The 22,622-nt window shown below is 72.8% G+C and carries 25 protein-coding genes; 13 read left to right on the top strand and 12 right to left on the bottom strand.

Going from position 1 to position 22,622, the window contains the following annotated elements; all coding sequences use genetic code 11:
• The 3 genes from AB0K14_RS13875 to AB0K14_RS13865 all read left to right on the top strand — a co-directional run.
• Positions 1–512 (top strand): ABC transporter ATP-binding protein (locus AB0K14_RS13875; protein WP_360450694.1); only part of this gene is annotated, 512 nt, incomplete at its 5' end.
• Positions 509–2,236 carry an ABC transporter ATP-binding protein gene (locus tag AB0K14_RS13870; RefSeq protein ID WP_360450691.1) on the top strand — a complete coding sequence of 576 codons (1,728 nt, stop codon included), beginning with the start codon at positions 509–511 and terminating at the stop codon, positions 2,234–2,236. The genes AB0K14_RS13875 and AB0K14_RS13870, both read left to right, overlap by 4 nt.
• Positions 2,237–2,559: 323 nt before the next feature.
• Positions 2,560–3,195, top strand: a complete 636-nt coding sequence (locus AB0K14_RS13865; protein WP_360450449.1) for an MBL fold metallo-hydrolase — start codon at positions 2,560–2,562, stop codon at positions 3,193–3,195.
• A 5-nt stretch (positions 3,196–3,200) separates the two neighbouring features.
• On the opposite strand, the gene AB0K14_RS13860 is transcribed toward AB0K14_RS13865, so the two are convergent.
• Entirely contained in the window at positions 3,201–4,187 is a 987-nt protein-coding gene (locus AB0K14_RS13860; RefSeq protein WP_360450446.1) for a LacI family DNA-binding transcriptional regulator, read from the bottom strand.
• 168 nt (positions 4,188–4,355) lie between these two features.
• Positions 4,356–4,592: a hypothetical protein gene (locus AB0K14_RS13855; protein ID WP_360450444.1), complete on the bottom strand. Its 237-nt coding sequence runs from the start codon at positions 4,590–4,592 to the stop codon at positions 4,356–4,358.
• Positions 4,593–4,674: 82 nt separating this feature from the next.
• Between AB0K14_RS13855 and AB0K14_RS13850 the strand changes: the two genes are divergently transcribed.
• The 6 genes from AB0K14_RS13850 (at position 4,675) to AB0K14_RS13825 (ending at position 8,556) form a co-directional block, all read left to right on the top strand.
• The gene (locus AB0K14_RS13850) at positions 4,675–5,214 is read left to right on the top strand and encodes an MOSC domain-containing protein (protein WP_360450441.1); all 540 of its coding nucleotides are present in this window, start codon (positions 4,675–4,677) and stop codon (positions 5,212–5,214) included.
• A 62-nt stretch (positions 5,215–5,276) separates the two neighbouring features.
• Positions 5,277–6,026 (top strand): SDR family oxidoreductase, encoded by a 750-nt coding sequence (locus AB0K14_RS13845; protein ID WP_360450438.1) that lies wholly within the window; start codon positions 5,277–5,279, stop codon positions 6,024–6,026.
• A 124-nt stretch (positions 6,027–6,150) separates the two neighbouring features.
• On the top strand, positions 6,151–6,525 hold the full coding sequence (locus AB0K14_RS13840; RefSeq protein ID WP_360450436.1) for an SSI family serine proteinase inhibitor: 375 nt from the start codon (positions 6,151–6,153) through the stop codon (positions 6,523–6,525).
• A 216-nt stretch (positions 6,526–6,741) separates the two neighbouring features.
• Positions 6,742–7,437 carry a hypothetical protein gene (locus AB0K14_RS13835; RefSeq protein WP_360450433.1) on the top strand — a complete coding sequence of 232 codons (696 nt, stop codon included), beginning with the start codon at positions 6,742–6,744 and terminating at the stop codon, positions 7,435–7,437.
• A complete protein-coding gene (locus tag AB0K14_RS13830) occupies positions 7,424–7,882 on the top strand; it encodes a phage holin family protein (protein ID WP_360450430.1) in 459 nt (152 codons plus the stop codon). The genes AB0K14_RS13835 and AB0K14_RS13830 overlap by 14 nt, the downstream gene beginning before the upstream one ends.
• Positions 7,858–8,556: a DUF3618 domain-containing protein gene (locus tag AB0K14_RS13825; protein ID WP_360450428.1), complete on the top strand. Its 699-nt coding sequence runs from the start codon at positions 7,858–7,860 to the stop codon at positions 8,554–8,556. Before AB0K14_RS13830 ends, AB0K14_RS13825 begins: the two co-directional genes overlap by 25 nt.
• Here AB0K14_RS13825 and AB0K14_RS13820 read toward each other — a convergent pair.
• Positions 8,543–8,743, bottom strand: coding sequence for a hypothetical protein (locus AB0K14_RS13820; RefSeq protein WP_360450425.1), 201 nt, complete (start codon positions 8,741–8,743; stop codon positions 8,543–8,545). The two genes, AB0K14_RS13825 and AB0K14_RS13820, sit on opposite strands and share 14 nt — an antisense overlap.
• Positions 8,744–9,076: 333 nt before the next feature.
• On the opposite strand from AB0K14_RS13820, the gene AB0K14_RS13815 reads away from it, so the two are divergent.
• Entirely contained in the window at positions 9,077–10,276 is a 1,200-nt protein-coding gene (locus tag AB0K14_RS13815) for a helix-turn-helix domain-containing protein (RefSeq protein ID WP_360450422.1), read from the top strand.
• Here the strand turns inward: AB0K14_RS13815 and pcaC are convergent.
• The 7 genes from pcaC to AB0K14_RS13780 form a co-directional block, all read right to left on the bottom strand.
• Positions 10,273–10,632, bottom strand: a complete 360-nt coding sequence (gene pcaC, locus AB0K14_RS13810; RefSeq protein ID WP_360450688.1) for a 4-carboxymuconolactone decarboxylase — start codon at positions 10,630–10,632, stop codon at positions 10,273–10,275. The genes AB0K14_RS13815 and pcaC overlap by 4 nt on opposite strands.
• Before the next feature lie 14 nt (positions 10,633–10,646).
• The gene (pcaD, locus tag AB0K14_RS13805) at positions 10,647–11,396 is read right to left on the bottom strand and encodes a 3-oxoadipate enol-lactonase (RefSeq protein ID WP_360450419.1); all 750 of its coding nucleotides are present in this window, start codon (positions 11,394–11,396) and stop codon (positions 10,647–10,649) included.
• Positions 11,393–12,766, bottom strand: coding sequence for a 3-carboxy-cis,cis-muconate cycloisomerase (pcaB, locus tag AB0K14_RS13800; protein WP_360450416.1), 1,374 nt, complete (start codon positions 12,764–12,766; stop codon positions 11,393–11,395). Before pcaB ends, pcaD begins: the two co-directional genes overlap by 4 nt.
• Positions 12,741–13,340: a protocatechuate 3,4-dioxygenase subunit alpha gene (gene pcaG / locus AB0K14_RS13795; RefSeq protein WP_360450413.1), complete on the bottom strand. Its 600-nt coding sequence runs from the start codon at positions 13,338–13,340 to the stop codon at positions 12,741–12,743. The genes pcaB and pcaG overlap by 26 nt, the downstream gene beginning before the upstream one ends.
• On the bottom strand, positions 13,333–14,049 hold the full coding sequence (pcaH, locus tag AB0K14_RS13790; RefSeq protein ID WP_360450685.1) for a protocatechuate 3,4-dioxygenase subunit beta: 717 nt from the start codon (positions 14,047–14,049) through the stop codon (positions 13,333–13,335). The genes pcaG and pcaH overlap by 8 nt, the downstream gene beginning before the upstream one ends.
• Before the next feature lie 162 nt (positions 14,050–14,211).
• On the bottom strand, positions 14,212–14,934 hold the full coding sequence (locus tag AB0K14_RS13785) for a CoA-transferase (protein ID WP_360450682.1): 723 nt from the start codon (positions 14,932–14,934) through the stop codon (positions 14,212–14,214).
• A 23-nt stretch (positions 14,935–14,957) separates the two neighbouring features.
• Positions 14,958–15,755: a CoA transferase subunit A gene (locus AB0K14_RS13780; protein ID WP_360450411.1), complete on the bottom strand. Its 798-nt coding sequence runs from the start codon at positions 15,753–15,755 to the stop codon at positions 14,958–14,960.
• Between the two features lie 212 nt (positions 15,756–15,967).
• Here AB0K14_RS13780 and AB0K14_RS13775 point away from each other — a divergent pair, with 212 nt between their 5' ends.
• From AB0K14_RS13775 to AB0K14_RS13765, 3 genes are all read left to right on the top strand, one after another.
• Complete coding sequence (locus AB0K14_RS13775) at positions 15,968–17,539, top strand: DUF4331 domain-containing protein (RefSeq protein WP_360450408.1); 1,572 nt, start codon at positions 15,968–15,970, stop codon at positions 17,537–17,539.
• Positions 17,540–17,605: 66 nt separating this feature from the next.
• Positions 17,606–18,868 carry a tetratricopeptide repeat protein gene (locus AB0K14_RS13770; protein ID WP_360450406.1) on the top strand — a complete coding sequence of 421 codons (1,263 nt, stop codon included), beginning with the start codon at positions 17,606–17,608 and terminating at the stop codon, positions 18,866–18,868.
• A complete protein-coding gene (locus tag AB0K14_RS13765) occupies positions 18,865–20,262 on the top strand; it encodes a High-affinity nickel-transporter (RefSeq protein WP_360450404.1) in 1,398 nt (465 codons plus the stop codon). The genes AB0K14_RS13770 and AB0K14_RS13765 overlap by 4 nt, the downstream gene beginning before the upstream one ends.
• Positions 20,263–20,311: 49 nt before the next feature.
• Here the strand turns inward: AB0K14_RS13765 and AB0K14_RS13760 are convergent, their stop codons facing one another.
• On the bottom strand, positions 20,312–21,001 hold the full coding sequence (locus AB0K14_RS13760) for a maleylpyruvate isomerase family mycothiol-dependent enzyme (RefSeq protein ID WP_360450402.1): 690 nt from the start codon (positions 20,999–21,001) through the stop codon (positions 20,312–20,314).
• 78 nt (positions 21,002–21,079) lie between these two features.
• Positions 21,080–22,513: a PP2C family protein-serine/threonine phosphatase gene (locus AB0K14_RS13755; protein ID WP_360450400.1), complete on the bottom strand. Its 1,434-nt coding sequence runs from the start codon at positions 22,511–22,513 to the stop codon at positions 21,080–21,082.
• Between the last annotated feature and the right edge of the window lie 109 nt (positions 22,514–22,622).

Genomic DNA, 22,622 nt, shown 5'->3' with positions numbered 1-22,622 from the left:
CACAGGGCGGTGTGGCACAGGGCGGTGTGGCACAGGGCGGTGTGGCACAGGGCGGTGTGGCACAGGGCGGTGTGGCACAGGGCGGTGTGGCACAGGGCGGTGTGGCACAGGTCGACGAGGTCGTGCTCCGGGAGGCGATGGACGCGGCGCGGGTGGACGACGTGGCGCGGGCGCTGCCCGACGGGCTGGACACGGTGATCTCGGCGCGCGGCCGGTCGTTGTCGGGCGGGCAGCGGCAGCGGGTGGCGCTGGCCCGTGCCCTGGCCGCCGCTCCCCCGGTGCTGGTGGTGCACGACCCGACCACCGCGGTCGACGCGGTGACCGAGGTGTCGCTGGCCGCGGGGATCAAGCGGGTGCGGTCGGGCCTGACCACGATCGTGGTGGCGACGAGCCCGGCGCTGCTGGCCGCCGCGGATCGCGTGGTGTTCCTGGCTTCCGGCGTCGTCGTCTCCTCCGGCGCGCACGCGGACCTGGTGGCGGACGAGGACTACCGACTGGTGGTGTTGAGCTGATGCGCGAGTTGCTGGCGACCGCGTCGGGCACGCGGACCTGGGCCGCGGTCGGCGAGTTGGTGCGGCCGCGGCGCGGCTTGGCGTGGGGTGCGCTGCTGGTGCTGTTGGTGGGCACGGCGGTCGGGTTGCTCACCGCGCCGGTGCTGGGCCGGATCGTGGACGTGGTGGGCGCGGGGTCGTCCGCCATCGCCTGGCCCGTGGCCGTGCTGGTGCTGGTGGCGGTCACGCAGGGCGTGTCGACGGCGCTGGGCACGTCCCTGGTGGCGCGTCTCGGCGAGGGGATGCTCGCCGACCTGCGCGAGAAGTTCGTGGAACGGGCGCTGCACCTGCCGCTGGAGCGGGTGGAGAAGGCCGGCGCGGGCGACCTGACCTCGCGGGTGACGCGGGACGTGCAGGTGATCGCGGACGCGGTGCGCAACGCGCTGCCGGTGATGGCGCGGTCGGCGTTGACCATCGGGTTGACCGTGGTCGGCATCGCGGTGCTGGACTGGCGGTTCCTGATCCCGGTGCTGCTGGCGATGCCCATCCACGTGCACACCGTGCGCTGGTACGGCGGGCGCGCGGTGCGGCTGTACGCGTCGCAGCGCGTCGCCGTGGGCGTGCAGCAGCAACAGCTGCTGGACTCCATCGGCGGTGCGGCGACCGTGCGGACCTTCGGGTTGGCCTCCTCGCACGTGGCGCGGGTGCGGTCGCGGTCGCAGGAGGCGGTGGACCTGGCGTTGCGCGGCATCCGGCTGCTGACCCGGTTCTACGGGCGGCTCAACGTGGCCGAGTTCATCGGTCTGGCGGGCGTGCTGGTGACCGGGTTCTGGCTGGTGGGCGCCGGTTCGGCGTCGGTGGGCACGGCGACCGCGGCGGCCCTGTACTTCCACGGCCTGTTCAACCCGATCAACGCGGCCCTGGCGCTGGCGGACGACGCCCAGGCCGCCACCGCGTCGCTGTCGCGGCTGGTGGGCGTGACCGACGAGCCGATGCCCTCGACCGAGGGACGGGTGCGGCCCGCGGACACGACGATCAAGCTCGCCGGGGTCGGCTACTCCTATGTGGACGGACATCCCGTGCTGCGGGACGTCGACCTGGAACTCGCGGCGGGCGAGCGGGTGGCGCTGGTCGGCGCGTCCGGCGCGGGCAAGACGACGTTGGCCAAGCTGATCGCGGGCGTGCACGAGCCCACCACCGGGTGCATCAGCATCGGCGGGGTCGAGCTGGGGTCGGCGGTGCGGTCGGTCGCGCTGATCACGCAGGAGGTGCACGTCTTCGCAGGTCCGCTGGTCGACGACCTGCGGCTGGCCCGTCCGGACGCCGACGACGAGCTGATCGCGGCGGCGTTGGAGCGGGTCGGTGCGCTGGGGTGGGCCTCGGCCTTGCCGTCGGGCCTGGACACGGTGGTCGGCGAGGGCGGCCACCGGTTGACCGTGGCGCAGGCGCAGCAGTTGGCGTTGGCCAGGCTCGTGCTGGCCGACCCGCCGGTGGCGATCCTGGACGAGGCGACGGCCGACGCGGGCAGCGCGGGCGCGCGGGAACTGGAGGAGGCGGCGGCGCGGGCGTTGGACGGCCGGACCGGCCTGCTGGTGGCGCACCGGCTCACCCAGGCCGTGACGGCGGACCGCGTGGTGGTGATGGACGCGGGCCGGGTGGTGGAGAGCGGCACGCACGAGCGGCTCCTCGCCGCCGGCGGCCGTTACGCGCAGCTGTGGGCGGCCTGGTCGGGCACCAGGTCCTAGCGCACCCGACCAGGCCCGGGAACTAGAAGAGGATGATCAGCAGGACCACCGCGAGGATGATGGCGATGACGGTCGGGATGGTCGCGGGCGAGCGGCGGTAGTGGCTCTGCACGGAGGTCGTGCGGAACCAGCTGTACGGCACACGGCGACGGTGTCGCTGGACCCAAGGCATTTCGGCTCCCAACATCGTGTTGTCCCCCATGCTTGGACCTCCTGGTACCCAGGACGGCCGTCGGGAACACCTTCGGGTGACGAAGGGGCGGTCGCTCCGCTCCTGGCGAAACCCGGCGCAACGCCCCGGCCTGGCGTTTAGCGTTGCGGGCGTGGAGATCATCGACGTGGTGCCGGGCCTGCGGATGTTGAGGTTCCCGATCGGACAGGCGTACGCGTGGCAGGACGGCGACGCCCTCACCGTCATCGACACCGGAACCGCCGGGCACGCGTCCCGGATCGCCGAGCTGGGGCGCGTGGCGCGGATCGTGCTGACGCACCACCACGACGACCACATCGGCTCGGCCGCCGAACTGCGCTCGCTGACCGGCGCACCGGTGTACGCGCACCGCTTGGAGGCACCCGCGATCCGGGGTGAGGTGACGCCGCCGGCGCCGGTCATCCCGCCCGAGGAGCGGGAGCTGTTCGACCGCGTCACGCCGGGCGTGCCCGCCGCTCCCCGGTCACCGGTGGACCACGAGGTGGACGAGGGTGACGTGCTGGACTTCGGCGGCGGCGCACGGGTGCTCTCGATCCCCGGCCACACGGCGGGCAGCATCGCGATCCACCTGCCCGCGCACGGGGTCCTGTTCACCGGCGACACGGTGGCCACCTGGGAGGGCGCGGCGATCCCCGGCGTCTTCAACACCGACCGGCCACGACTGCTGGAGTCGGTGCGGCGGCTGCTGGACCTGGAGCCGGAGGTCCTGTGCGTCGGCCACGGCGACCCGCTCCTGGCCGGGCGCTGAGCCGATCAGCCCGAGCGGCGGGCGACGAACGCGGTCGGCAGCACGACCGGTTCCGCGGCCAGGGTCGCGCCCTCCAGCCTGGACAGCAGCAGGCGTGCGGCGGCCTCGCCCATCTCCCGCATCGGCTGCCGCACGGTCGTCAGCTCGGCGTGCGCGGCGATGGGTATGTCGTCGAAGCCGACCACCGCGACGTCGTCCGGCACCTTGCGGCCGACCGCGTTCAACGCCCGGATGACGCCGAGCGCGGACAGGTCGTTGTGCGCGAACACGGCGTCGAAGCGCAGGCCGGTGGCCATCAGCTTCTCGGTGGCCACCGCGCCGCGGTCGGTGGTGAAGTCGCCCTCGACCACGAGCCGCGGGTCGACGTGCACGCCCGCGTCGCCCAGCGCGTCGAGGAAGCCGTCCAGGCGCTCCCGCACGCACCCGAAGTTCGCCGGTCCCGTCACCACGGCGAACGCCGTGCGGCCGGCCGCCACCAGGTGCTGCGCCGCCGCCTGCGCGCCTTCCCTGTTGGTGGTGCCCACCGACGGGAACCCCGGCCTGCTGTCCCGGTCGTCGATCATCACCACGGGCAGGCCCTGGTCGTGCAGCGTCTCGATGTAGCTCAACGTGTCCGGCGGTTCGATGACCAGCAGCCCGTCGAACGCCTTCGCCGACACGTGGCTGGCGAACTGCGCCAACGACTCCGAACCCCGGTTCACCGTGTACAGCAGCAGGCCGTACCCCTCGGCCTCCAACTCGTCCACCGCGCCCTGCACCACCTCGCCGGTCCACGGCCAGGTCAACGAGGGCACGAGCATGCCGACGGTGCGGGCACGACCGCGGGCGAGGCCGACGGCACGTGCGCTGGGCACGTAGCCGACGTCCGCGATCACCTGCCGCACCCGCGCCGCCGTGGCCGCGTCGACGTCCGGTTTGCCGTTGAGCACGCGGGACACGGTCGCCTTGCTCACCTGGGCGCGTTGGGCGACTTCGGCGATCGTGACTCGCACGGTGCACTCCTCGGCAGCAGCCACTGGAACGGGTCCGTAACCGGTACCGAAACCGGTTACGGACACGCAGTCAACCGCTCCGTGCACGCAGCGTCAAGAGTCCGTCGACCAGCGGAGAGGCGGACGCACCGGTCAGGCGCGGCCCGTTCGGGCGGCGTGCCCCGCCTCTCAGGCGAGGACCGCGCGGCCGGCGGGCGTGAGCTCGGCGGGCACCCAAGGGCCGGATGCCTCGCGCTGCGCCGGTCGCAGCAGTCCGGCGTGGGCCAGTTCGCGCGCGGCCACCTGGTCGCTGCACAGCAACCCGTCGACCTTGAGGTCGGGCTCGCTGCTGCGGGTCACCTCGGCACGCCCGGCCGCGATCGCGCGCAGCAGTGCCCGTGCCCGGTGGTTCAACTCGTCAACCATGATCATTCACCATCGTCCCCAGAGGTTGTGCACTGGGAATATCGCCGGAGACGGGCGAAGTCTTACCGGTAGGGTCGATCACATGGGGATGGTCGCGGCCGTGAGCCGGAGCGGGGAGTACACGTTCACCAAGCCCAACCAGGCCTCGATCACGCTCGTCGCGGGCCTCGGCGTCGAGGGCGACGTGCACCAGGGCGCCACGGTCAAGCACCGGTCGCGCGTGCGGCGCGACCCCACGCAGCCCAACCTGCGACAGGTGCACCTGATGCACGCGGAGCTGCACGACGAGCTGAACGCGTCCGGCTTCGCGGTCGCGGCGGGCCAACTCGGCGAGAACGTGACCACGCGCGGTGTCGACCTGCTCGGCCTGCCGACGGGCACGCGCCTGCACCTGGGTCCGCGAGCGGTGGTCGAGGTGACCGGCCTGCGCAACCCGTGCCCGCAGATCGAGGCGTTCCGGAGCGGCCTGCTCAAGGAGGTCGTCGGCCGCGACGAGGACGGCAACGTGGTCCGCCGGGCGGGCATCATGTCCGTCGTGCTGGTCGGCGGCGAGGTCCGGCCCGGCGACGAGGTCCGCGTCGAACTGCCCGCCGAACCGCACAGCCCCCTCGTGCCGGTCTGATCGGGCGCTCGACGGTGACGTTGAGCTGATACCACCGCCTCCCCGCGCTACCCTCCGTGCCCGTGACAGGTCTTCTCGTCGGCACGGTCGGGCTCGTCACCGGAGCCAGCGGGCTCATCGGACAGGGCATCGCCCTGCGGTTCGCGCGGGCCGGGGCGGCGGTGGTCGCGCACGGCCACCGGGGCGACGTGGACGCCCTGGTCGCGGAGATCACCGCGGCCGGTGGGCGGGCGACCGGGATGCGGGCCGATCTCACCGACCCCGAGGCGTGCGGTCGGCTGGTGCGCGCGGCGGCCGAGTGGGGCGGGCGGCTGGACGCGCTGGTCAACAACGCGGGCGTGCAGCCGGTCCAGCAGCTCGCGGGCATGACGGTCGCCCAGTGGCGGGCGGTGGTGGACGTGAACCTCACCAGCGCCTTCGCCTGCACCCAGGCCGCGGCGGAGGTGCTGCCGGCCGGTGGGTCGGTCACCCACGTCGCCTCGATCGAGGGCACCCACCCCGCCGCCGGGCACGCGCACTACGGCGCGTCGAAGGCCGCCCTGATCATGCACGCCCGGTCGGCCGCCCTGGAGTACGGCCCGCGCGGGATCCGGGTCAACACCGTCTCCCCCGGCCTGGTCGACCGCCCCGGGCTGGCGCGGGACTGGCCCGACGGCGTCGACCGGTGGACCAGGGCCGCGCCGCTGGGTCGGCTCGGTCGACCCGAGGACGTTGGTGACGCCTGCGTTTTCCTCGCCTCGCCGATGGCGTCCTGGATCACCGGAAATGACCTGGTAGTGGATGGCGGGATCACCGCTCGACCCACTTGGTGACGTATTCGGCGTGCCTTGGAAATGTTAATTCACAGATTACGACATCCCGGTGAGATGCGAATCCCGCCGAATACGATCCACTCGATCGGGACATCCCGGTGCCATGCGACGAACACGAACCCTCATGGCTTCCTTGTTCGCATCCAGCCTGCTGGCCGCGCCGCTGATCGGGGCGGGCTCGGCGTCCGCCGCGCCGCCGGAGACCGACCTCGTGCTGGCGGTCTACCAGGAGCAGACCGGGGTCGAGAGCACCCGACTGACCTGCGACCCGGCTGCGGGTGAGCACCGGCTGGCGCGGGTGGCGTGCGACGAGATCGAAGCCGCGGACGGCAACTTCACGCAGTTGGCCGGCACCGACCCGCAGGTGTGCACCTTCGACTACACACCGGTGACCGTGGCCGCGTTCGGCTCGTGGCGCGGTGAACCCGTGCAGTACGTCGAGGAATTCCCGAACCGGTGCGTGATGGAGCAGGAGACCGGCTCGGTCTTCTCGTTCTGACCAGCCGACCGGATACCACCGGATAACCGATCGACCACCCAGGACGACCCTGCGGCCGAAACCCGGCCGCAGGGTCGTCGCACATTTGCCACCTATTCCCCGCGAGCGCGCGGGTCGCCGCGCGGGGTCCGGATGGTTGTTGTTGCGAAGGAGGTTAATCCTGCGCCGTGGGGGTAGGTCGGTAGGCGAGAACACGCCGACCGTGAGGAGTCCGTCGTGGACGAGAACCAGGTGGGTGCGGTCCGCGAGACCGCCGAGCAGGAAGGCACCGCCGTGGCGCAGCACGCCAGGCAGGCCGCCGGAGAGGTGCGTGCGACCGCGCGTGAACAGGTCGGACAGGTGGCCCACGAGGCCAAGGGCCAGGCCAAGCACGTGGCGCACGACATGCGTGAACGCGTCGCCACCGAAGCCGAGGAGCAGGCCAGGCGGGTGTCGCGGCAGATCGACCGGATCGCCGACGAGCTGGGCACGATGGCCGACGGCTCCGGCCCGGACTCGCTGACCGCGGGTGCGTTGCGCCAGGTGTCCGACGCGAGCCGGCAGGCGGCCCGCTACCTCGACGAACGGGGTGCGCGGGGACTGCTGGACTCGGCGCAGGACTTCGCCCGGCGCAAGCCCGGGACGTTCCTGATCGGCGCGGCGGTGGCCGGTTTCCTGGTCGCCCGCGCCGCGAAGAGCATGAACGCGCCCGACCAGTCGCGTCAGCAGGCGCAGCCGCAGCACGGCTACACCGACCAGATGCCGACGACCCCGGTGACCACGCCGACCGCCGTGCCCTCGTCGCCCTCGCCGGTGCCGCCGGCCCAGTACGGCACGTTGCCGCAGTCGCCGCAGTCGTCGCCGTCGGGCCACCCGACGCCGTCGCCGCGTGCGCCCTACCAGTCGGAGGGGGCGCCGTATGTCCAGCGCTGAGCCCCGGCTGACGGAGGGCATCGTGCCGCCGAGCCGGGTGCCGACCGGCGCCGTGCCGCCGACCGGGGGCGAGGCGTCGCTGGGCCAGCTCGTCGGTGAGCTGACCGAGGACCTGTCGAGGCTGATGCGCCAGGAGCTGGAGCTGGCCAAGGCCGAGATCCGGCAGGAGGCGACGAAGGCGGGCAAGGCCGCCGGGATGCTGGGCGCGGCCGGGTTCGCGGGGTACATGACCGCGGTGCTGCTGAGCCTGGCGCTGGCGTTCGGCCTGGCGACGTTCATGGGGCTGGGCTGGGCCACGCTCGTCGTGGCCGTGCTGTGGGGCATCGCCGGTTTCGCCCTGTTCTCCGCCGGACGCACCCGACTGCGCAAGGTGAACCCCAAGCCGGAGCGCACCATCGAGACCTTGAAGGAGGACGCGGAATGGGTCCGTCACCCGACCAAATAAGGCACGACATCGACCGCACGCGTGCCGAGTTGGTGGCCGACGCGAACCGGATCGTCGACCACACCAGGCCACGCAACATCGCGCAACGCCGGGTGGACCGGGTCCGGCACCGCATGGGCACGTTGAAGGAGCGAGTCATGGGCACGGTTCCGGAGACCGCGGCAACGGTGCAGGACCGGACCGCGGGCATGGCGTCCGCCGTCGGCGAGCGGGCGCAGCACGCCACCTCGACCGTCGGCGACAAGGCCCAGCAGGCCGCGTCCGCCGTGGGCGAGAAGGCGCAGGAGGCCGTGCAGGCCGTGCAGAACGCGCCGGAGCAGGCGCGGCAGCAGGCGCGCGGCAACCCGCTGGCGGCGGGACTGATCGCGTTCGGCGCGGGCGCGCTGATCGCGACCCTGATCCCGGCGACCAGGGCCGAGCAGGACGCCATCCGCCAGCTCGGCGAACGCGCCGGGGGTGCGGTGGAACCGGTGAAGGAAGCGCTCACCGAGTCCGCGCAGAAGCTGAAGGACGACGCGAGCACCGCCGTCAGCGAGGCGGCGGACCAGGTCAAGCAGGTCGCCCAGGAGGCCACGCAGACGACCGTGGAGCAGGCCAAGGGCTCGGCCCAGGAGGTCGGCCAGCACGCCCGCGAGTCGGGTCAGCAGGTCAAGTCCGAGGTCAGGAACCAGTAGCCCGCGCGACCGCGGAGCGGCGCCGACCCACGTTCCGGTCGGCGCCGCTCGCGCGTGCCGCGACCTCGTCCAGCCACACCACGTGCACGCTTCGCGTTCCGGTGGACCGGGAACTGACCTCGAACAACGCCCGAGCGCTGTCCGCGTTCTGGGAGCTGAGGCGGAAACCGCCCTCCACGGCGTCCACGTCGACACGATCGGCGTAGGCAAGCCCGTATCCGGCGACCCGCCCCCTTCCCCGCGTTCCTCCACCAAAGCGAACAACCGCGGCACCGCCTCCTGAGCCACCTTGTGCAGCAACGCCGTGAACACCGCGTCTGCGTCCTGTTCCACGTCGACCGGCTCACTCATGCGTTCTTCCTCTCCAAGAGTTGATCAGCCTTGGTCAAGAGTGGGATCGGACTGGGGTCGCCGACAGCGCCACGACGTCGCCAGGTCGAGCCGGGGCATGGCCGGCTTGGTGCAGCGGTAGGCTTGACCAGCGACGACGGGCGGCGAGCCAGTGCCGGGAGGTCACCCGATGGCAGTACGGCGAACCGGCTTCGCCCGTGCCCGCAAGGCGGCAGGGTTCACGCAGGAGTCATTCGCCGAGGCGATGTACGTCGACCGGTCGACCGTGGCGCGGTGGGAAACGGGAGCACGTGAGCCGCTGCCCTACCAACGGCCGAAGCTCGCCCGCCTGCTCAAGATCAGCACGGATGAGCTCGACGGACTCCTGTCCCCCGGCACCACGATCGCATCCGTTGAACCGCGATCCGCACCCGTGCCGGTGGAGGACGACGAGCAGGACGCGCTCGAACTGGTGCGACGGATCAACGCGAGCGACGTCGGTCAGGAAACGCTGGAGCGCCTTGAGGCGGCCGTCGACGAATTGGCGATCGCGTACCCGCGGACACCACCCGCTGCCTTGCTCGGTCGGGTTCGACAGCACCTCGGGTACGTCGCCCGGCTGCTCGACGCCCGCAAGCCGCTGGCCGAACACCAGCGGCTGCTCGTCGTCGGTGGGTGGTTGTCGTTGCTCGGCGCCACGGTGCACATCGACCTCGGCCAAGCGCCGGCGGCCTCGGCTCGGCTCAAGACGGCGGCGAGCCTCGCGATGCACACGGGGCACGACGAGATCCAGGCTTGGGTGTGCGAAACGGAGGCGTGGCGGACGCTGACCGATGGCGACTACGCCAAGGCGTTGGAGCTGTCACAGACGGCGAAGGCCATCGCGCCGACCGGCGGCTCGGTCGCGATCCAGGCGACGGCGCAGGCGGGTCGAGCCTTCGCACGGCTGGGGCAACGACGTGAGGCGTACGCGGCGATCCACGAGGTGCAGCAGCTCGCCTCGGGGCTGACCAGGCCGGAGCACCCCGAACACCACTACCGCTACGACCCGGACAAAGCGGTGGCGTACACGGCGACCACGTTGGCGTGGGTTGGCGACCCCGCCGCCGAGGGGTACGCCCGCGAGATCATCCGGCGGCTCGGCGGCGGCAGCGATCCGGGCACGTGGCCGCGCCGGGTGGCATCGGCCAACATCGACCTCTCACTCGCACTGCTCGTCGACGACCGGCTGGACGAGGCGTGCGGCCACACGATGCGAGCCATCACGTCCGGACGCGTGGTGCCCTCCAACCGGTGGCGCGCCGCCGAAGTGGTGCGGGCCGTCGAAGCACGCGGCCTGCCGGAAGCGGTGGAGTTGCGGGAGGCGTACGAGGAGATGAGAAGGCGCTAGGCCAGACGATCAGGAGATTCCGCCAGGATCGGCTGTGCCACGGCGAACGCGCGGTTCGCGGCGGGGACGCCCGCGTAGACGCCCACGTGCAGCAGCACTTCCTTGATCTCGTCCGCCGTCACGCCGTTGCGCAACGCCGCCCGCACGTGCATCGCCAGCTCGTGCTCGTGCCCGAGCGCCGCCAGCACGGCCAACGTGACGCACGACCGCACCCGCCGGTCGAGTCCCGGCCTGGTCCACACCTCGCCCCACGCGTACCGCGTGATGAAGTCCTGGAAATCGGCGGTGAACGCGTCGGTGTTCGCGACCGCGCGGTCCACGTGCTCGTCACCGAGCACCTCCCGCCGCACGCGCATGCCTTCCTCGGAGCTCACAGGTGCGCCTCCATGATCGCCGTCACCTCGTCGGCCGCCTCGACGTTCGCCAGGTGCGCCGCCTGCACCAGGTGGAACGACGCGCCGGGGATCGAGTCGGCGACGAAGCGCCCGCAGTCCGGCGGGGTGGCCTCGTCGGCCGCGCCCGCGATGACGGCCGTCGGCGCCTCGATCGCGGGCAGCACGGACCGCAGGTCCAGCACCGCCAACGCCTCGCAGCACCCCGCGTACCCCAAGTCGTCCACTTCGGACAGCCCGGTCTCGAACGCGGCCACCACCTCGGGTGACCGCTCGCGGAACGCCGGGGTGAACCAGCGGCCGACCGCGGTGGGCGCGATGGCACCGGTGCCGGACGCCCGCACGGTCGCCGCCCGGTCCAGCCACGGCCGCGCCGCCGGGAACGTGGCCGCCGTGCAGCACAGCACCAGCCGCTCGATGCGCTCCGGGGCGTGCCCGGCCAGCCACATGCCCACCATGCCGCCCATCGACACACCGCAGTACGACACCCGCGCCAGCCCCAACGCGTCCAGCAGCTCCAGCACGTCGTCGGCGAGGTCGTCGATGCGGTAGGGACCGTCCGGCGCGGGTGAGCCGCCGTGACCGCGGTGGTCGTAGCGCAGCACCCGGAACCGGCGTTGCAGCACGGGCAGCTGGCGCTCCCACATCGCGGTCGTGGTGCCCAGCGAGTTGCCCAGGACGACGACCGGCGCGTCCGGCGGTCCGCTCAACTCGTAGTGCGGCTTCACGGCCGGCCCCTCCCCCGGTGCGCCGCGAGGGCGCGGTCGGTGAACTCGCCCGCGCTGCCGGTGTACCCGGCCGGGTCCAGCGCGTCGTCGACCTCCTTCTCCGACAGCCCGATCCGCAGGTCGGCGAGCAACGCCTCGCGCAGCGGCTGACCGGCCGCGACCGCGCTGCGGCACACCTCGGCGACCAGCTCCTGCGCCTCGGACCGGCCGATGCGCCCCGCCAGCCGCACGGCCACGTTCTCGGCCATCAGCAGCCCGCCGGTGAGGTCGAGGTTGCGGCGCATCCGCTCCGGGTCGACCCGCAGCTTCGACAGCAGCTCACGCGTGCCGCGCACGGCCCCGCCGACGAGCCTCAGCAGCTCGGTGACGGTCTGCCACTCGCCGTGCCACGCGCCGGCCGCCCGTTCGTGCTCCTGCGCCATCGCCGACAGCACCGTGGCCACCAGCCCCGGCACCCGGCTGGTGCCCGCGGTCACCAGCACCGCGCGCACCGGGTTGTGCTTGTGCGGCATCGTCGACGACGTGCCGCCGTCCGCCTCGGCCACCTCCGCGACCTCGGTCTGCGCGAGCAGCACCACGTCCTGCGCGATCTTGGCCAGCACCCCCGACGCCTCGCCCAGCGCGGCCGCGAGCTCCGCCACCCTGGTCCGGTTGGTGTGCCACGGGATCAGCGGCGCGACCAGGCCCAGCTCGGCGGCCAGCTGCTCGGTCAGGTCACCCCCCTCGCGCACGGCGGCCATCGTGCCCACCGCGCCGCCGAACTGCACGGCCAGCCGCCGCGTGCGCACCCTGGTCAGCGCCGCCTCCGCCTCGTCCACGGCGACCAGCCACCCGGCGCACTTGAGCCCGAACGTGGTGGGCAGCGCGTGCTGGGCCAGGGTCCGGCCGGCGATGAGCGTGTCCCGGTGCCGTTCGGCGAGCCGTTCGCACTCGGCGGCCACACCGCGCAGCCCGACCAGGATCGGCCCGAGCGCGCGGGAGGCGACCAGCGACAACGCGGTGTCCAGCACGTCCTGGCTGGTGGCGCCGTTGTGCACGGCCGCACGGCCCTCGGCGGTGACGTGCGCGCCGATCGCGCGGACCAGCGGCACGACCGGTGTGCCGGAGGTGAGGGCGCCCTCGCCGATGGCGATCGGGTCGTAGTGCCCCACGTCGATGGCGGTGACCACCATCCGGGCCGCTTCCTCGGTCACGATGCCCGCCCTGGCCTGCACGATCGCCAGGGCTCGCTCGAAGTCCAGCATGGCCCGCAACCACGCCTGGTCGCACGTCTCGATCTCGACGTCCGGGTCGGTGAACAGCGTGCCGAACAACGAACGGGTGCCCGCCGACCGGGCGCCGTGCTCAGAGGTCGAAGAAGACGGTCTCATGGTCCCCTTGCAGGTGGATGTCGAAGCGGTAGCCGGGTGGGCCGGTCCGCGACCGGTCGTGCCCGGCGATGAGCGTCGCCCGCCTGGCGGGGTCGTCGATCGAGGTCAGCACCGGGTCCGCGATGTTGGCCTCCTCGTCCGGGAAGTAGATCCGCGTGACCAGCCGTACCAGCATGCCCCGGCAGAACACCGACACGTTGAGGTGGGGTGCCTCCCATCCTCCCCCGAACGCGCCGCCGCCGCTCCCGGTCACCGGCAGTGGCCCGGGTTTGACGGTCAGCAGCGAGTACCGCCCCTCGGGGTCCGTGGCGCTGCGACCGAAGCCGCGGAAATCCTTCCAGCGCACCGGACCACGCGGGTCGTCGGGGTGGTCGAACCGGCCGTCGGGATCGGCCTGCCAGGTCTCGACCACGGCGTCCGGCACCGGCACGCCCGCGCCGTCGTAGACCGTGCCGCCGATCCGGAACGCGCCGGGCGTGCCCTCGGGCACCACGAACGGGCCGTCCGACCACACCAGGCCGAACGAGAAGAACGGGCCGACGGTCTGCGACGGGGTCGTCCGGAGCTCACTCATCGTCGTCCTCCTCTTCCAGCGGCGTGGGGTTCTTGCCCCGCAGCACGATGTCCCACCGGTAGCCGAGCGCCCACTCCGGCACCGTGGTGCCCAGGTCGAACCGGGCCACCATCGCCTCGCGGGCCTTCGGGTCGCGGACCGAGTTGAAGATCGGGTCCTGGGCGAACAGGGGGTCGCCCGGGAAGTACATCTGGGTGATCAACCGCTGGGTGAACGCGGTGCCGAACAGGGAGAAGTGGATGTGCGCGGGCCGCCAGGCGTTGTCGTGGTTGCGCCAGGGGTAGGCGCCCGGGTGGATCGTGGTGAACGAGTAGCGGCCGTTGGTGTCGGTGACGACGCGGCCGACGCCGGTGAAGTTCGGGTCGAGCGGCGCGGGGTGGCGGTCGGCGTCGTGCCGGTACCGGCCGGCCGCGTTGGCCTGCCAGACCTCCAGCAACGTGCCCGCGACCGGCCGGCCGTCACCGTCGAGCACGCGCCCGGACACGACGATCCGCTGGCCCTGCGGCTCGCCGTCGTGGCCGAGGGTCAGGTCGTTGTCGTGCGGGCCGACGCGGCCCTCGCCGAGCAGCGGGCCGGTGATCTCGCCCAACCGCTGCGGCAGCAGCACGAACGGCCGGTGCGGCGCGCGGAGCACGTTGGACCGGTACTCGGGGAACGCGACGGGCGGGTGCGACGACGTGTCCGGCCGATAGGTGTGCGGCTGGGGGATGTGCGCCCGCGGGACGTGCGACTCAGGGACGTGCGCCTGGGGGACGTGCGCTTGGGGGACGTGCGCTTGGGGGACGTGCGGCTCAGGGGTGTTCGGCCCATGGGTGTGCGGCTCGTAGGTCGGCACCGCAGTCTCCTGTTCGTCGTGCCGAGGCGGGACGGTCTAGCGGGTGAGCTCGCGCAGCGCGGCGAGTTCCCCGTCGGTCGGCGGCTCGCTGCGGGCGAGGTCGTCGGCGACCCGCAGGTCCCAGCCGGTGCGCTCGCGCGCGGTCGCCAGGTCGACGCCGGGGTGCAGCGCGGTGAGCACCAGCTCACAGGTGTCCGGGTCGGGCCGCAGCACGCCCAGGTCCGTGATCACCAGCTGCGGCCCGGCGCCGGTCAGGCCCAGCGCCTCCCGCCCGCCGGGCCCGGAGCCGAACCCGAACGACGTCACGAAGTCGACCCGCTCCACGAACGCCCGCTCGGTCTGCCGCACCACCACGACGACCTCGCGGCACGACGCGGCGATCTCGGGCGCGCCGCCCGCGCCGGGCAGCCGCACGCCGGGGTTGCGGTAGTCGCCGCCGATCACCGTGGTGTTGATGTTGCCGAACCGGTCGAGCTGGGCCGCGCCGAGGAAGCCGACGTCGATCCGGCCGGGCTGCAACCAGTAGTTGAAGATCTCCGGCACGCCCACCACGCTGACCGCGGTCTGGGCCAGCACGCCGTCGCCGATCGACAGCGGCAGCTGATCCGGTTTCGCGCCGATCGTGCCGGACTCGTAGATCAGCACGAGGTCGGGCGCGTGCGTGCGGCGGGCGAGGTTGGCCGCGGTGCTGGGCAGCCCGATGCCGACGAAGCACACCGCGCCGTCCCGCAGCGCCCGTGCCGCCGCGACCGTCATCATCTCGTCGGAGGTGTGGTCCGCGGTCACGTCAGGCTCTCCAACCACTGCGCGAACCTGTCCCGGTCCCGGCTGATGGCGTCCCACGCCACGTAGAAGTCGTTGTCGCGCACCGAGTAGTCGTGCGCGTAGGACGGATGGGCGCCGCCCGGCACCTCGGCGACGTGGTCGACGACCCAGGACGGCAGCACCACCGCGCCCGGCTGCGGCTCCAACTCGTCCACGACCTCCTCGACGGTGACCAGCGAACGGGTCGCGGCCAGCACCGCCTCCTTCTGCACGCCCGTGATGCCCCACAGCTGCACGTTGCCGTGCCGGTCGGCGCGCTGCGCGTGCACGACCGCGGCGTCCAGCCGCAGCGCGGCCACGGCGGTCAGCACCTCGCCGGTGAACGGGCAGGTCACCGGCGCGATGTTGGCGGTCTGGGCGGGCAGGTCGGTGCCGGTGTAGCCGCGCAGCACGGCGAACGGCAGCCCGGAGGCCGCGGCGACGTACCGGTTGGCCATGCCCGCGTGGCTGTGCTCCTCCAGCTCCAGCGGCCGCGGCCAGCCGTGCTGCACGGCGTCGCGGAACCGGTGCAGCGAGCCGACGCCGGGGTTGCCGCCCCACGAGAACACCAGCTTGCGCGCGCAGCCCGCGCCGATGAGCTGGTCGTACAGCACGTCGGGCGTCATCCGGACCAGGGTCAGGTCGCGCCTGCCCTGCCGGATCACCTCGTGCCCGGCGGCGAACGGGATCAGGTGGGTGAAGCCCTCGAAGGCCACGGTGTCGCCGTCGCGCACGACGTGTGCGACGGCCTCCGCGAGAGGAGCGATGGTGGCCAATCCGACCTCCGGTTGTGCACGGCCGGAACCGGCGATTCCGTGCGGCGAACGCTATTGAGTACGTTCACCGGCGGTCAACGGGATCTTCCACTCACCGGAAGTCGGAACCCCTACGTCCGGAGGTCGGTGACCCCTACTTTCTGAACCGGACGTGCCCGCGGGACGAATTGCTCGGTGTCAGCACGCTCGCGAATCCGATGAAGGGATCGAGCATGTCCACACCGCTCACCAGCCGCCGCGCCGCCAAGGTGGTCGCCGCGTTGGCCGCGGTCGGCGCCACGGCCCTGGCCACCGGCCTGCTCGGCGCGTCCGGTGCGGGCGCGTCGAGCCACCGCGAGGCGCCGCTGATCGCGGGCGACCCGGCGGTCGACAACACCGACGTCTACGCGTTCGTCAGCCCCGACCACCCGGACACCGTGACGCTGATCGCGAACTTCTCCCCGTTCCAGGAGCCGAACGGCGGGCCGAACTTCTACCCGTGGGCCACCGACGCGAGGTACGACCTGAACGTCGACAACGACGGCGACGCCCGCGCCGACATCACCTACCGGTTCACGTTCCAGAACGACGACCGGCGCGGCAAGTCGACGTTCCTGTACAACAACGGCGAGGTGACCTCGTTGGACGACGAGAACCTGCTGTTCCGGCAGACCTACACGCTGGAGCTGGTCGACCAGCGCGGCGCGTCCACCAAGCTGGTGCACAAGGGCAAGGTCGCGCCGTCCAACACCGGCCCGAAGTCGATGCCCGACTACCGCGCGTTGCGCGACCAGGCCGTCACCAAGGTCCAGGGTGGCGCGAAGGCCTACGTCGGGCAGGCCGACGACTCGTTCTTCCTCGACCTGCGGGTGTTCGACCTGCTCTACGGCGGCGACCTGTCCGAGGTCGGGCAGGACACGCTGCGCGGCTTCAACGCCAACACCATCGCGTTGCAGGTGCCCAAGGCGTGGGTGGCGCTGAAGGGCGACGCCAAGCGCAACCCGGTGATCGGCGTGTGGGGCGACACCGAGCGGCGGTCGATGGAGCTCAGCCCCGGCCGCTACCGCGCGCACGGCGACTGGGTGCAGGTGTCCCGATTGGGCAACCCGCTGGTCAACGAGGTCGTCGTGCCCGCCGGGCTGAAGGACAAGTTCAACTCGTTGACGCCGGACCAGGACGCCAAGGTCAAGGAGCTCGTCGACCGGGTGACCAACCCGGAGCTGCCCGCCCTGGTCGAGGGCATCTACCGGATCCCGGCGCCCAAGGGTCGGCGTGACGACCTGGTGGAGATCTTCCTGACCGGCATCACGACCGAGCTCGGCGGGCCGATCAAGGCCGACCTGAACTCGCAGGTCGTCAACGCCGACGTGGACAAGCGGAAGTTCGTGCCGTCCGAACAGCTGCGGCTGAACATGGCCGTGGCGCCCGCGGCCGAGCCGAACCGGCTCGGCGTGCTGGCCCAGGACAACCAGGGCTTCCCGAACGGGCGCAGGCTCACCGACGACGTGCTGGACATCGGCCTGCAGGCGCTGGAGGGCGCGGCGGTCAACGGCGTGGTCGAGGCGCTGGCCGCCGGTGACAAGGTCGACGCGAACGAGAACGCGTTCGAGAAGCAGTTCCCGTACGTGGCGCTGCCCAACAACACGGCGGTCAACGCCGGTGGGGCGGAGGTCGCGATCAAGCCGACAGCGGGCGGCGGCGTTCCGACCGCGCCCCTGTTGAGCGGACTACTCGCCCTCCTGCTGATCGGCGCCGGGGCATGGGTCCTGCGCCACCGTGCCCAGCAGGAGCCCCCGACCGAGTAGTCCGCGTCCCCCTTGGAGGGTCCCCCACCCTCCAAGGGGGCTTCTTCGTCCTCGTTGGAGGCCGCCATGATCCGACTCGTCGCCATCACCGCCGTCGTGGGCGGCCTTGCCCTGCTCGTCACGGCCGTGACCTCGCTGTCCACCTCGGACGCACCGGCCCAGCCGGTGGGCGCGGTGACCGAGGTCGCCACCCACCGGACCGTCTCGGCGTTGCAGGACAAGCTTCGCCGCACGCCGTCGGACGCGGACGCGTGGGCCGCGCTGGGATCGGCCTACGTCGAGCAGGCGCGGGTCACCGGCGACCCGTCGTACTACGGCAAGGCGCAGGGCGCGCTGGACACGTCGTTGCGGCACCGACCCGAGGGGAACGGGTTCGCGACGATCGGGTTGGGCGCGCTCGCCAACGCCCGGCACGACTTCGCGGCGGCCCGTGACCACGCGACGCGGGCGCAGGCGCTGCTCCCGGACACCGCGGAGGTGTACGGGGTGCTGGCGGACGCGTTGACGCAGCTCGGGATGGCGGCCGAGGCCACGGCCGCGGTGCAGCGGATGCTCGACCTGGAGCCCGGTGTCCCGTCGTTCACGCGGGCGGCGTACGACCTGGAACAACGCGGGGACGTGGCGGGTGCTCGCGCGGCGTTGGAACGCGCGTCGGACGCGGCGGCGGCCTCGCCGGACGTGGTGTTCTGCCGGTACCGCCTCGGTGAGCTGGCGTTCGACCACGGCGACCTGGACGAGGCGCTGTCGCAGTACTCGCAGGGGCTGGCGGTCGACCCGCGCGACGTGATGCTGTTGCAGGGCAAGGCGAAGGTGGAGTTCGCCCGCGGTTCGGTGGACGAGGCGCTGCGGATGTACTCGGAGCTGGTGCAGCGCACACCGCTGCCGCAACTGGTGCACGAGTACGCGAACATGCTGCGTGCGGCGGGACGTGACCCGGCGCCGCAGTTCGCCGTGCTGGAACGGCAGTTCGCGCTGGCGCCGGACGACCTGGCGGCGTCGGTCGCGGCGGCGGACCGGGGTGACGCGGCGTCGGCGTTGCGGCTGGCCGAGGCCGAGTGGGGACGCCGGCAGCACGTGCTGGTGGCCGATGCCCTGGCGTGGGCGCTGCACCTGAACGGCCGGCACGAGGAGGCGTTGTCCTTCGCCGACCGCGCGGTGTCGGCGGGATGGCACAACGCCGCGTTCCTGTACCACCGGGGCGTGATCCTGGCGGCGCTGGGACGTGACGCCGAGGCGGCGGGCGTGGTGGAGGAGGCGTTGCGGATCAACCCGCACTTCTCGTTCGTGGACGCTCCGCGCGCCCGCGAGGTGCTGGGCGGTCTGCGGTGAGGGTTCTCGGCTTGTTGTTGTTGGGGTTGCTGCTGTTCCCGGCTCAGGCCGAGGCGCACCCGTTGGGCAACTTCACGGTCAACCACTACCACGGGATCACGGTGCACCCGGATCGCGTGACCGTGCGGGCGGTGGTGGACACGGCCGAGATCCCCACGTTGCAGGAACGGCCGGCGGAGGTGGGTGACTACGCGTCGCGCGAGTGCGCGGTGTTGTCGCGGGCCACGTCGGTCGAGGTGGACGGCCGGGCCGTGCCGGTCGAGGTGCGGTCCAGCGCGGTCGAGTTCCCGCCCGGTGACGGCGGCCTGCCGACCACGCGGCTGACGTGCGTGGTGGAGGCCTGGGCGTCCGGGGAGACGGTGGCGGTGCGCGCCGGTTACCGGGACGACCGCGTCGGCTGGAGGGAGATGACGGCGGTGGGGGACGGTGTCGCGTTGCTCGACCCGCCCGTGCCCGGGGTGAGCGTCACGGGCGAGTTGCGGGAGTACCCCGACGACCTGCTGTCGGACCCGTTGGACGTGCGTTCAGTGGTGTTGCGGGTGGGCGCCGGGTCGTCCGCGGCGGTGGTCGGCGGGGAGGTGGGTGGATCGTCGCCGCCCGGTGGATCGTCGCTGCCCGGTGGTTCGTCGCTGCCCGGTGGTTCGTCGCTGCCCGGTGGTTCGTCGCTGCTGGGTGCGGCCACGCAGGCGTTCACGTCCCTGGCGGGCGATCGGGACCTGACGCCGTTGGTCGGCGTGCTGGCGGTGGTGCTGTCGCTGGTCCTGGGCGCGTCCCACGCGGCGCTGCCGGGACACGGCAAGACCGTGATCGCGGCCTACCTGGCCGGTCGGGCCGGGACGCCCCGTGACGCGCTGGTGGTGGGTGCGACGGTGACCCTGACGCACACGGCCGGTGTGCTGGCGTTGGGGTTGCTGATCAGCGCGACCAGTGCGGTGGCGGGTGACTCGGTGCTGCGCTGGCTGGGTGTGGTGAGCGGCGTGCTGGTGACGGCGGTGGGTGTCACGCTCTTGCGTGCCTCCGTGCGCCGACCAGTCCTCGTCGGACACGGACATGGACACGGACACGGACATGCGCATGGGCACGGCGTCGGTCGCACCGGGCTGATCGGGATGGGCGTGGCGGGCGGCCTGGTGCCCAGTCCGTCCGCGCTGGTCGTGCTCCTCGGCGCGGTGGCCCTGGGCCGGACGTGGTTCGGCGTGGTGCTCGTGCTCGGCTACGGCCTGGGCATGGCCGCCACCCTGACCGCCGTCGGCCTGCTCCTGGTCCGCCTGCGGGACCGACTGGCCGCCGTCGAACGCCTGCGGGACCGCTTCACCGCCCTGCCCGTGATCACCGCCGCCCTGGTGGTGGTCGTCGGGGTCGGGTTGGCCGTGCGAGCGGCTTGGGGGTGGTGAGCACGTTGCCGTCGTCGGGACGGCCGTCGTCGGGCGGCCTGTCGTCGGATCAGTCCGGCAGGTCCTGGCGACGCGACGGGTACGCGGGCCACGGGCCGAGCCCGGGCAGCGGCCCGGCGGAGCCGGGCGGCTCGTCGGGCGCGCGGCCGGCGAGCCAGGCGGCGAGGTCACGCACCCCGCCGGCGACTTCGGTGCCCGTGCCCCACGTCCGCGGCACGTCGGTCGCGCGCAGCGACACGCCGTCGGGCAGCCGCTCCAGCAGGATGCCGATGGTGTGCACGGCGAAGTCCGCGCTCCACTCGGCCGGTCGGACGCCCAGGTCGAGGTCGACCAGGTGGATCCACACCTCGCGCCAGCGGGTGAACACGGGCGGGACGGGATCGGCCGCGGCGACGGGGTCCGCCGGCTCCGACCAGTCGGAGATCCCCGCCCAGGCCCGTTCCAGGCGTTCGCAGTGCTCGACGGTGGCGGCACGGTGCTCGGCCGCGGTGCGGGACGCGGTGGCCTCGATGATCGCGTCCCGTTCGCCCGGCTCCCACAGCGCGACCTGCTCGCCGCGCGCCGCGTGCTCGACCACCCGGCTGCGGGCGCGGGCGGCGTCGGCCAGGTGGGCGAGGACGTGCCCCCGCGTCCAGCCGGGCAGCGACGAAGGTTGCGCCACCTGGTCGTCCGTCAGGTCCGCGATCGCGTCGAACAGCCGTCGGTGGGCTTGCGCGACCGCGGCGAGAGGTATCTCCACGCCACCCGATCCTAGGTTCGGCGACGTCCCGGCACCTGCCCTTTCGTGCTGTCCCCGAGCGTCACGGGACGAGCCGCCTCAGAGCGCCGCCTGGACGACGAGAAGGGTCAGGTCGTCGTGCTCGGCCGGGCCGAGCCAGTCGAACACGACCCGCCGCAGGTGGTCGGACACCGCCTCGGCGGACAACCCGGCGCAGTCGGCCAGCGCCGCCTTCAGCCGCACGTCGCCGAACAGCTCCTGCCGGTCGCCGTGCTTGCGCGCCTCGGTCAACCCGTCGCTGTAGAGCAGCAACGTCTCCCCCGGCAGGAGGGTCACCGTGGTCTGGTGGAACCGCACCTCCGGCAGCACGCCGACGATGCCGCCGTGCACCGCCACCTCGTCCACCCGCCCGTCCCCGCGCAGCACGAGCGGCGCGGGGTGGCCGCCGGCGGCGAGGGTCAGCCGGAGGCCACCGGCCTGCACGGGCAGCATCGTGCCGACCACCAGCGTGGTGAACAGGCGGCTGCCCGCCGCCCGCAGCGCCGCGTTGAGCAGGTGCAACAGCTGCGCCGGCCGCTGCTCGACCACCAGCAGCGCGTGCAGGCTCTGCCGCACCCGGCCGCTGTGCGCCGCCGCTTCCAACCCGTTGCCCGCCACGTCACCGAGCACGAACGCCGCGCTGCCGTCCTCGCGCGGGTGCACGTCGTAGAAGTCGCCGCCGATCAGCACCCGCCGGTGCGCGGGCTCGTAGACGCTGGCCAGGTGGGCGCCCGGCACCTCGGGCAACGGGGTGGGCAGCAGGTTCGCCCGCAACGCCTCCACCGTCCGCTGCTGCTCGGCCAACCGGGCGCTCGCCTCGACCGCCGCGGCGGCGCGAATCGCGTACCGCTTGAGCAGGTCGGCGTTCCACGTGCCGCCGAAGCACACCAGCGCGCCGCCCTCGGTCAGCGGCACGGCCACGCCCACCCCCGACACGCCCCACGGACCATCACCCAGTTCGGTGAGCTCGGCGTGGTCGACGAGACGTTCCAACACGCGCGTGAGGCCGGGTGCGGTGCCGGCGACCTGCCGGGTGGTGCGGGCCACCGCCACGTCTCCCGCCGGGGTGCGCCGCCACCACTCCAGCCGCCCGCGAGCGCCCGGCAGCACCACCACGGTGTGCTCGGCGGGCGCCATCTCCACGACGATCCGCACGGTGTCGGCGTGTTGCGGCGACAGCACCGTCCGCCGCGTGAAGTCGTCCAGGTAGTCGTCGACGCCCCGGTACCAGGCGACCCACCCGCCGCCGAGGTCCTGCCGCCGGCCACCGAAGTCCCGCCGACCGCCGTGGTCGGCGTCGCCGGGCAGCGTCCCGTCGGGCAGCGTGGAGCCGATCCGCGCCTGCGGGAACAACGCGGGTGCGAGGCGGTTGGCCAGCCGGACGACGCCTTCGGGGTCCAGCACGACGACGGCCTCGTGGAAGCCGTCGACCACGCGACGCCACGCGTCGAGGTCGAGGCCCGTGTCGGCGCCTTGCCGGTAGCCCTGGGCCATCACGGCTCCTGTGTGTCGGGTCGACCCAACCTATCGGACAAGTTGCCACCAACAGTGGCAGGCTTGGCGCAGTTGCGCTGACATCGGAGGCTCGTGTGACGACCGCCCA

The sequence above is a fragment of the Actinosynnema sp. NPDC050801 genome (assembly GCF_040673975.1).
In the GTDB taxonomy this organism is placed as follows: Bacteria; Actinomycetota; Actinomycetes; order Mycobacteriales; family Pseudonocardiaceae; genus Actinosynnema.
The sequence above is the reverse complement of the archived record's forward strand: the minus strand, read 5'-3'. Positions and strand labels throughout refer to the sequence as shown.

Bases quoted from the DNA above. Each gene is read 5' to 3' on its own strand.
- AB0K14_RS13855 (WP_360450444.1), bottom strand. From the start codon at position 4,592: ATGGTTGACGAGTTGAACCACCGGGCACGGGCACTGCTGCGCGCGATC.
- AB0K14_RS13850 (WP_360450441.1), top strand. From the start codon at position 4,675: ATGGGGATGGTCGCGGCCGTGAGCCGGAGCGGGGAGTACACGTTCACC.
- AB0K14_RS13840 (WP_360450436.1), top strand. From the start codon at position 6,151: ATGGCTTCCTTGTTCGCATCCAGCCTGCTGGCCGCGCCGCTGATCGGG.
- AB0K14_RS13830 (WP_360450430.1), top strand. From the start codon at position 7,424: ATGTCCAGCGCTGAGCCCCGGCTGACGGAGGGCATCGTGCCGCCGAGC.
- AB0K14_RS13825 (WP_360450428.1), top strand. From the start codon at position 7,858: ATGGGTCCGTCACCCGACCAAATAAGGCACGACATCGACCGCACGCGT.
- AB0K14_RS13815 (WP_360450422.1), top strand. From the start codon at position 9,077: ATGGCAGTACGGCGAACCGGCTTCGCCCGTGCCCGCAAGGCGGCAGGG.
- pcaC (WP_360450688.1), bottom strand. From the start codon at position 10,632: ATGCGCGTGCGGCGGGAGGTGCTCGGTGACGAGCACGTGGACCGCGCG.
- pcaB (WP_360450416.1), bottom strand. From the start codon at position 12,766: ATGAGACCGTCTTCTTCGACCTCTGAGCACGGCGCCCGGTCGGCGGGC.
- pcaG (WP_360450413.1), bottom strand. From the start codon at position 13,340: ATGAGTGAGCTCCGGACGACCCCGTCGCAGACCGTCGGCCCGTTCTTC.
- AB0K14_RS13785 (WP_360450682.1), bottom strand. From the start codon at position 14,934: ATGATGACGGTCGCGGCGGCACGGGCGCTGCGGGACGGCGCGGTGTGC.
- AB0K14_RS13775 (WP_360450408.1), top strand. From the start codon at position 15,968: ATGTCCACACCGCTCACCAGCCGCCGCGCCGCCAAGGTGGTCGCCGCG.
- AB0K14_RS13770 (WP_360450406.1), top strand. From the start codon at position 17,606: ATGATCCGACTCGTCGCCATCACCGCCGTCGTGGGCGGCCTTGCCCTG.
- AB0K14_RS13755 (WP_360450400.1), bottom strand. From the start codon at position 22,513: ATGGCCCAGGGCTACCGGCAAGGCGCCGACACGGGCCTCGACCTCGAC.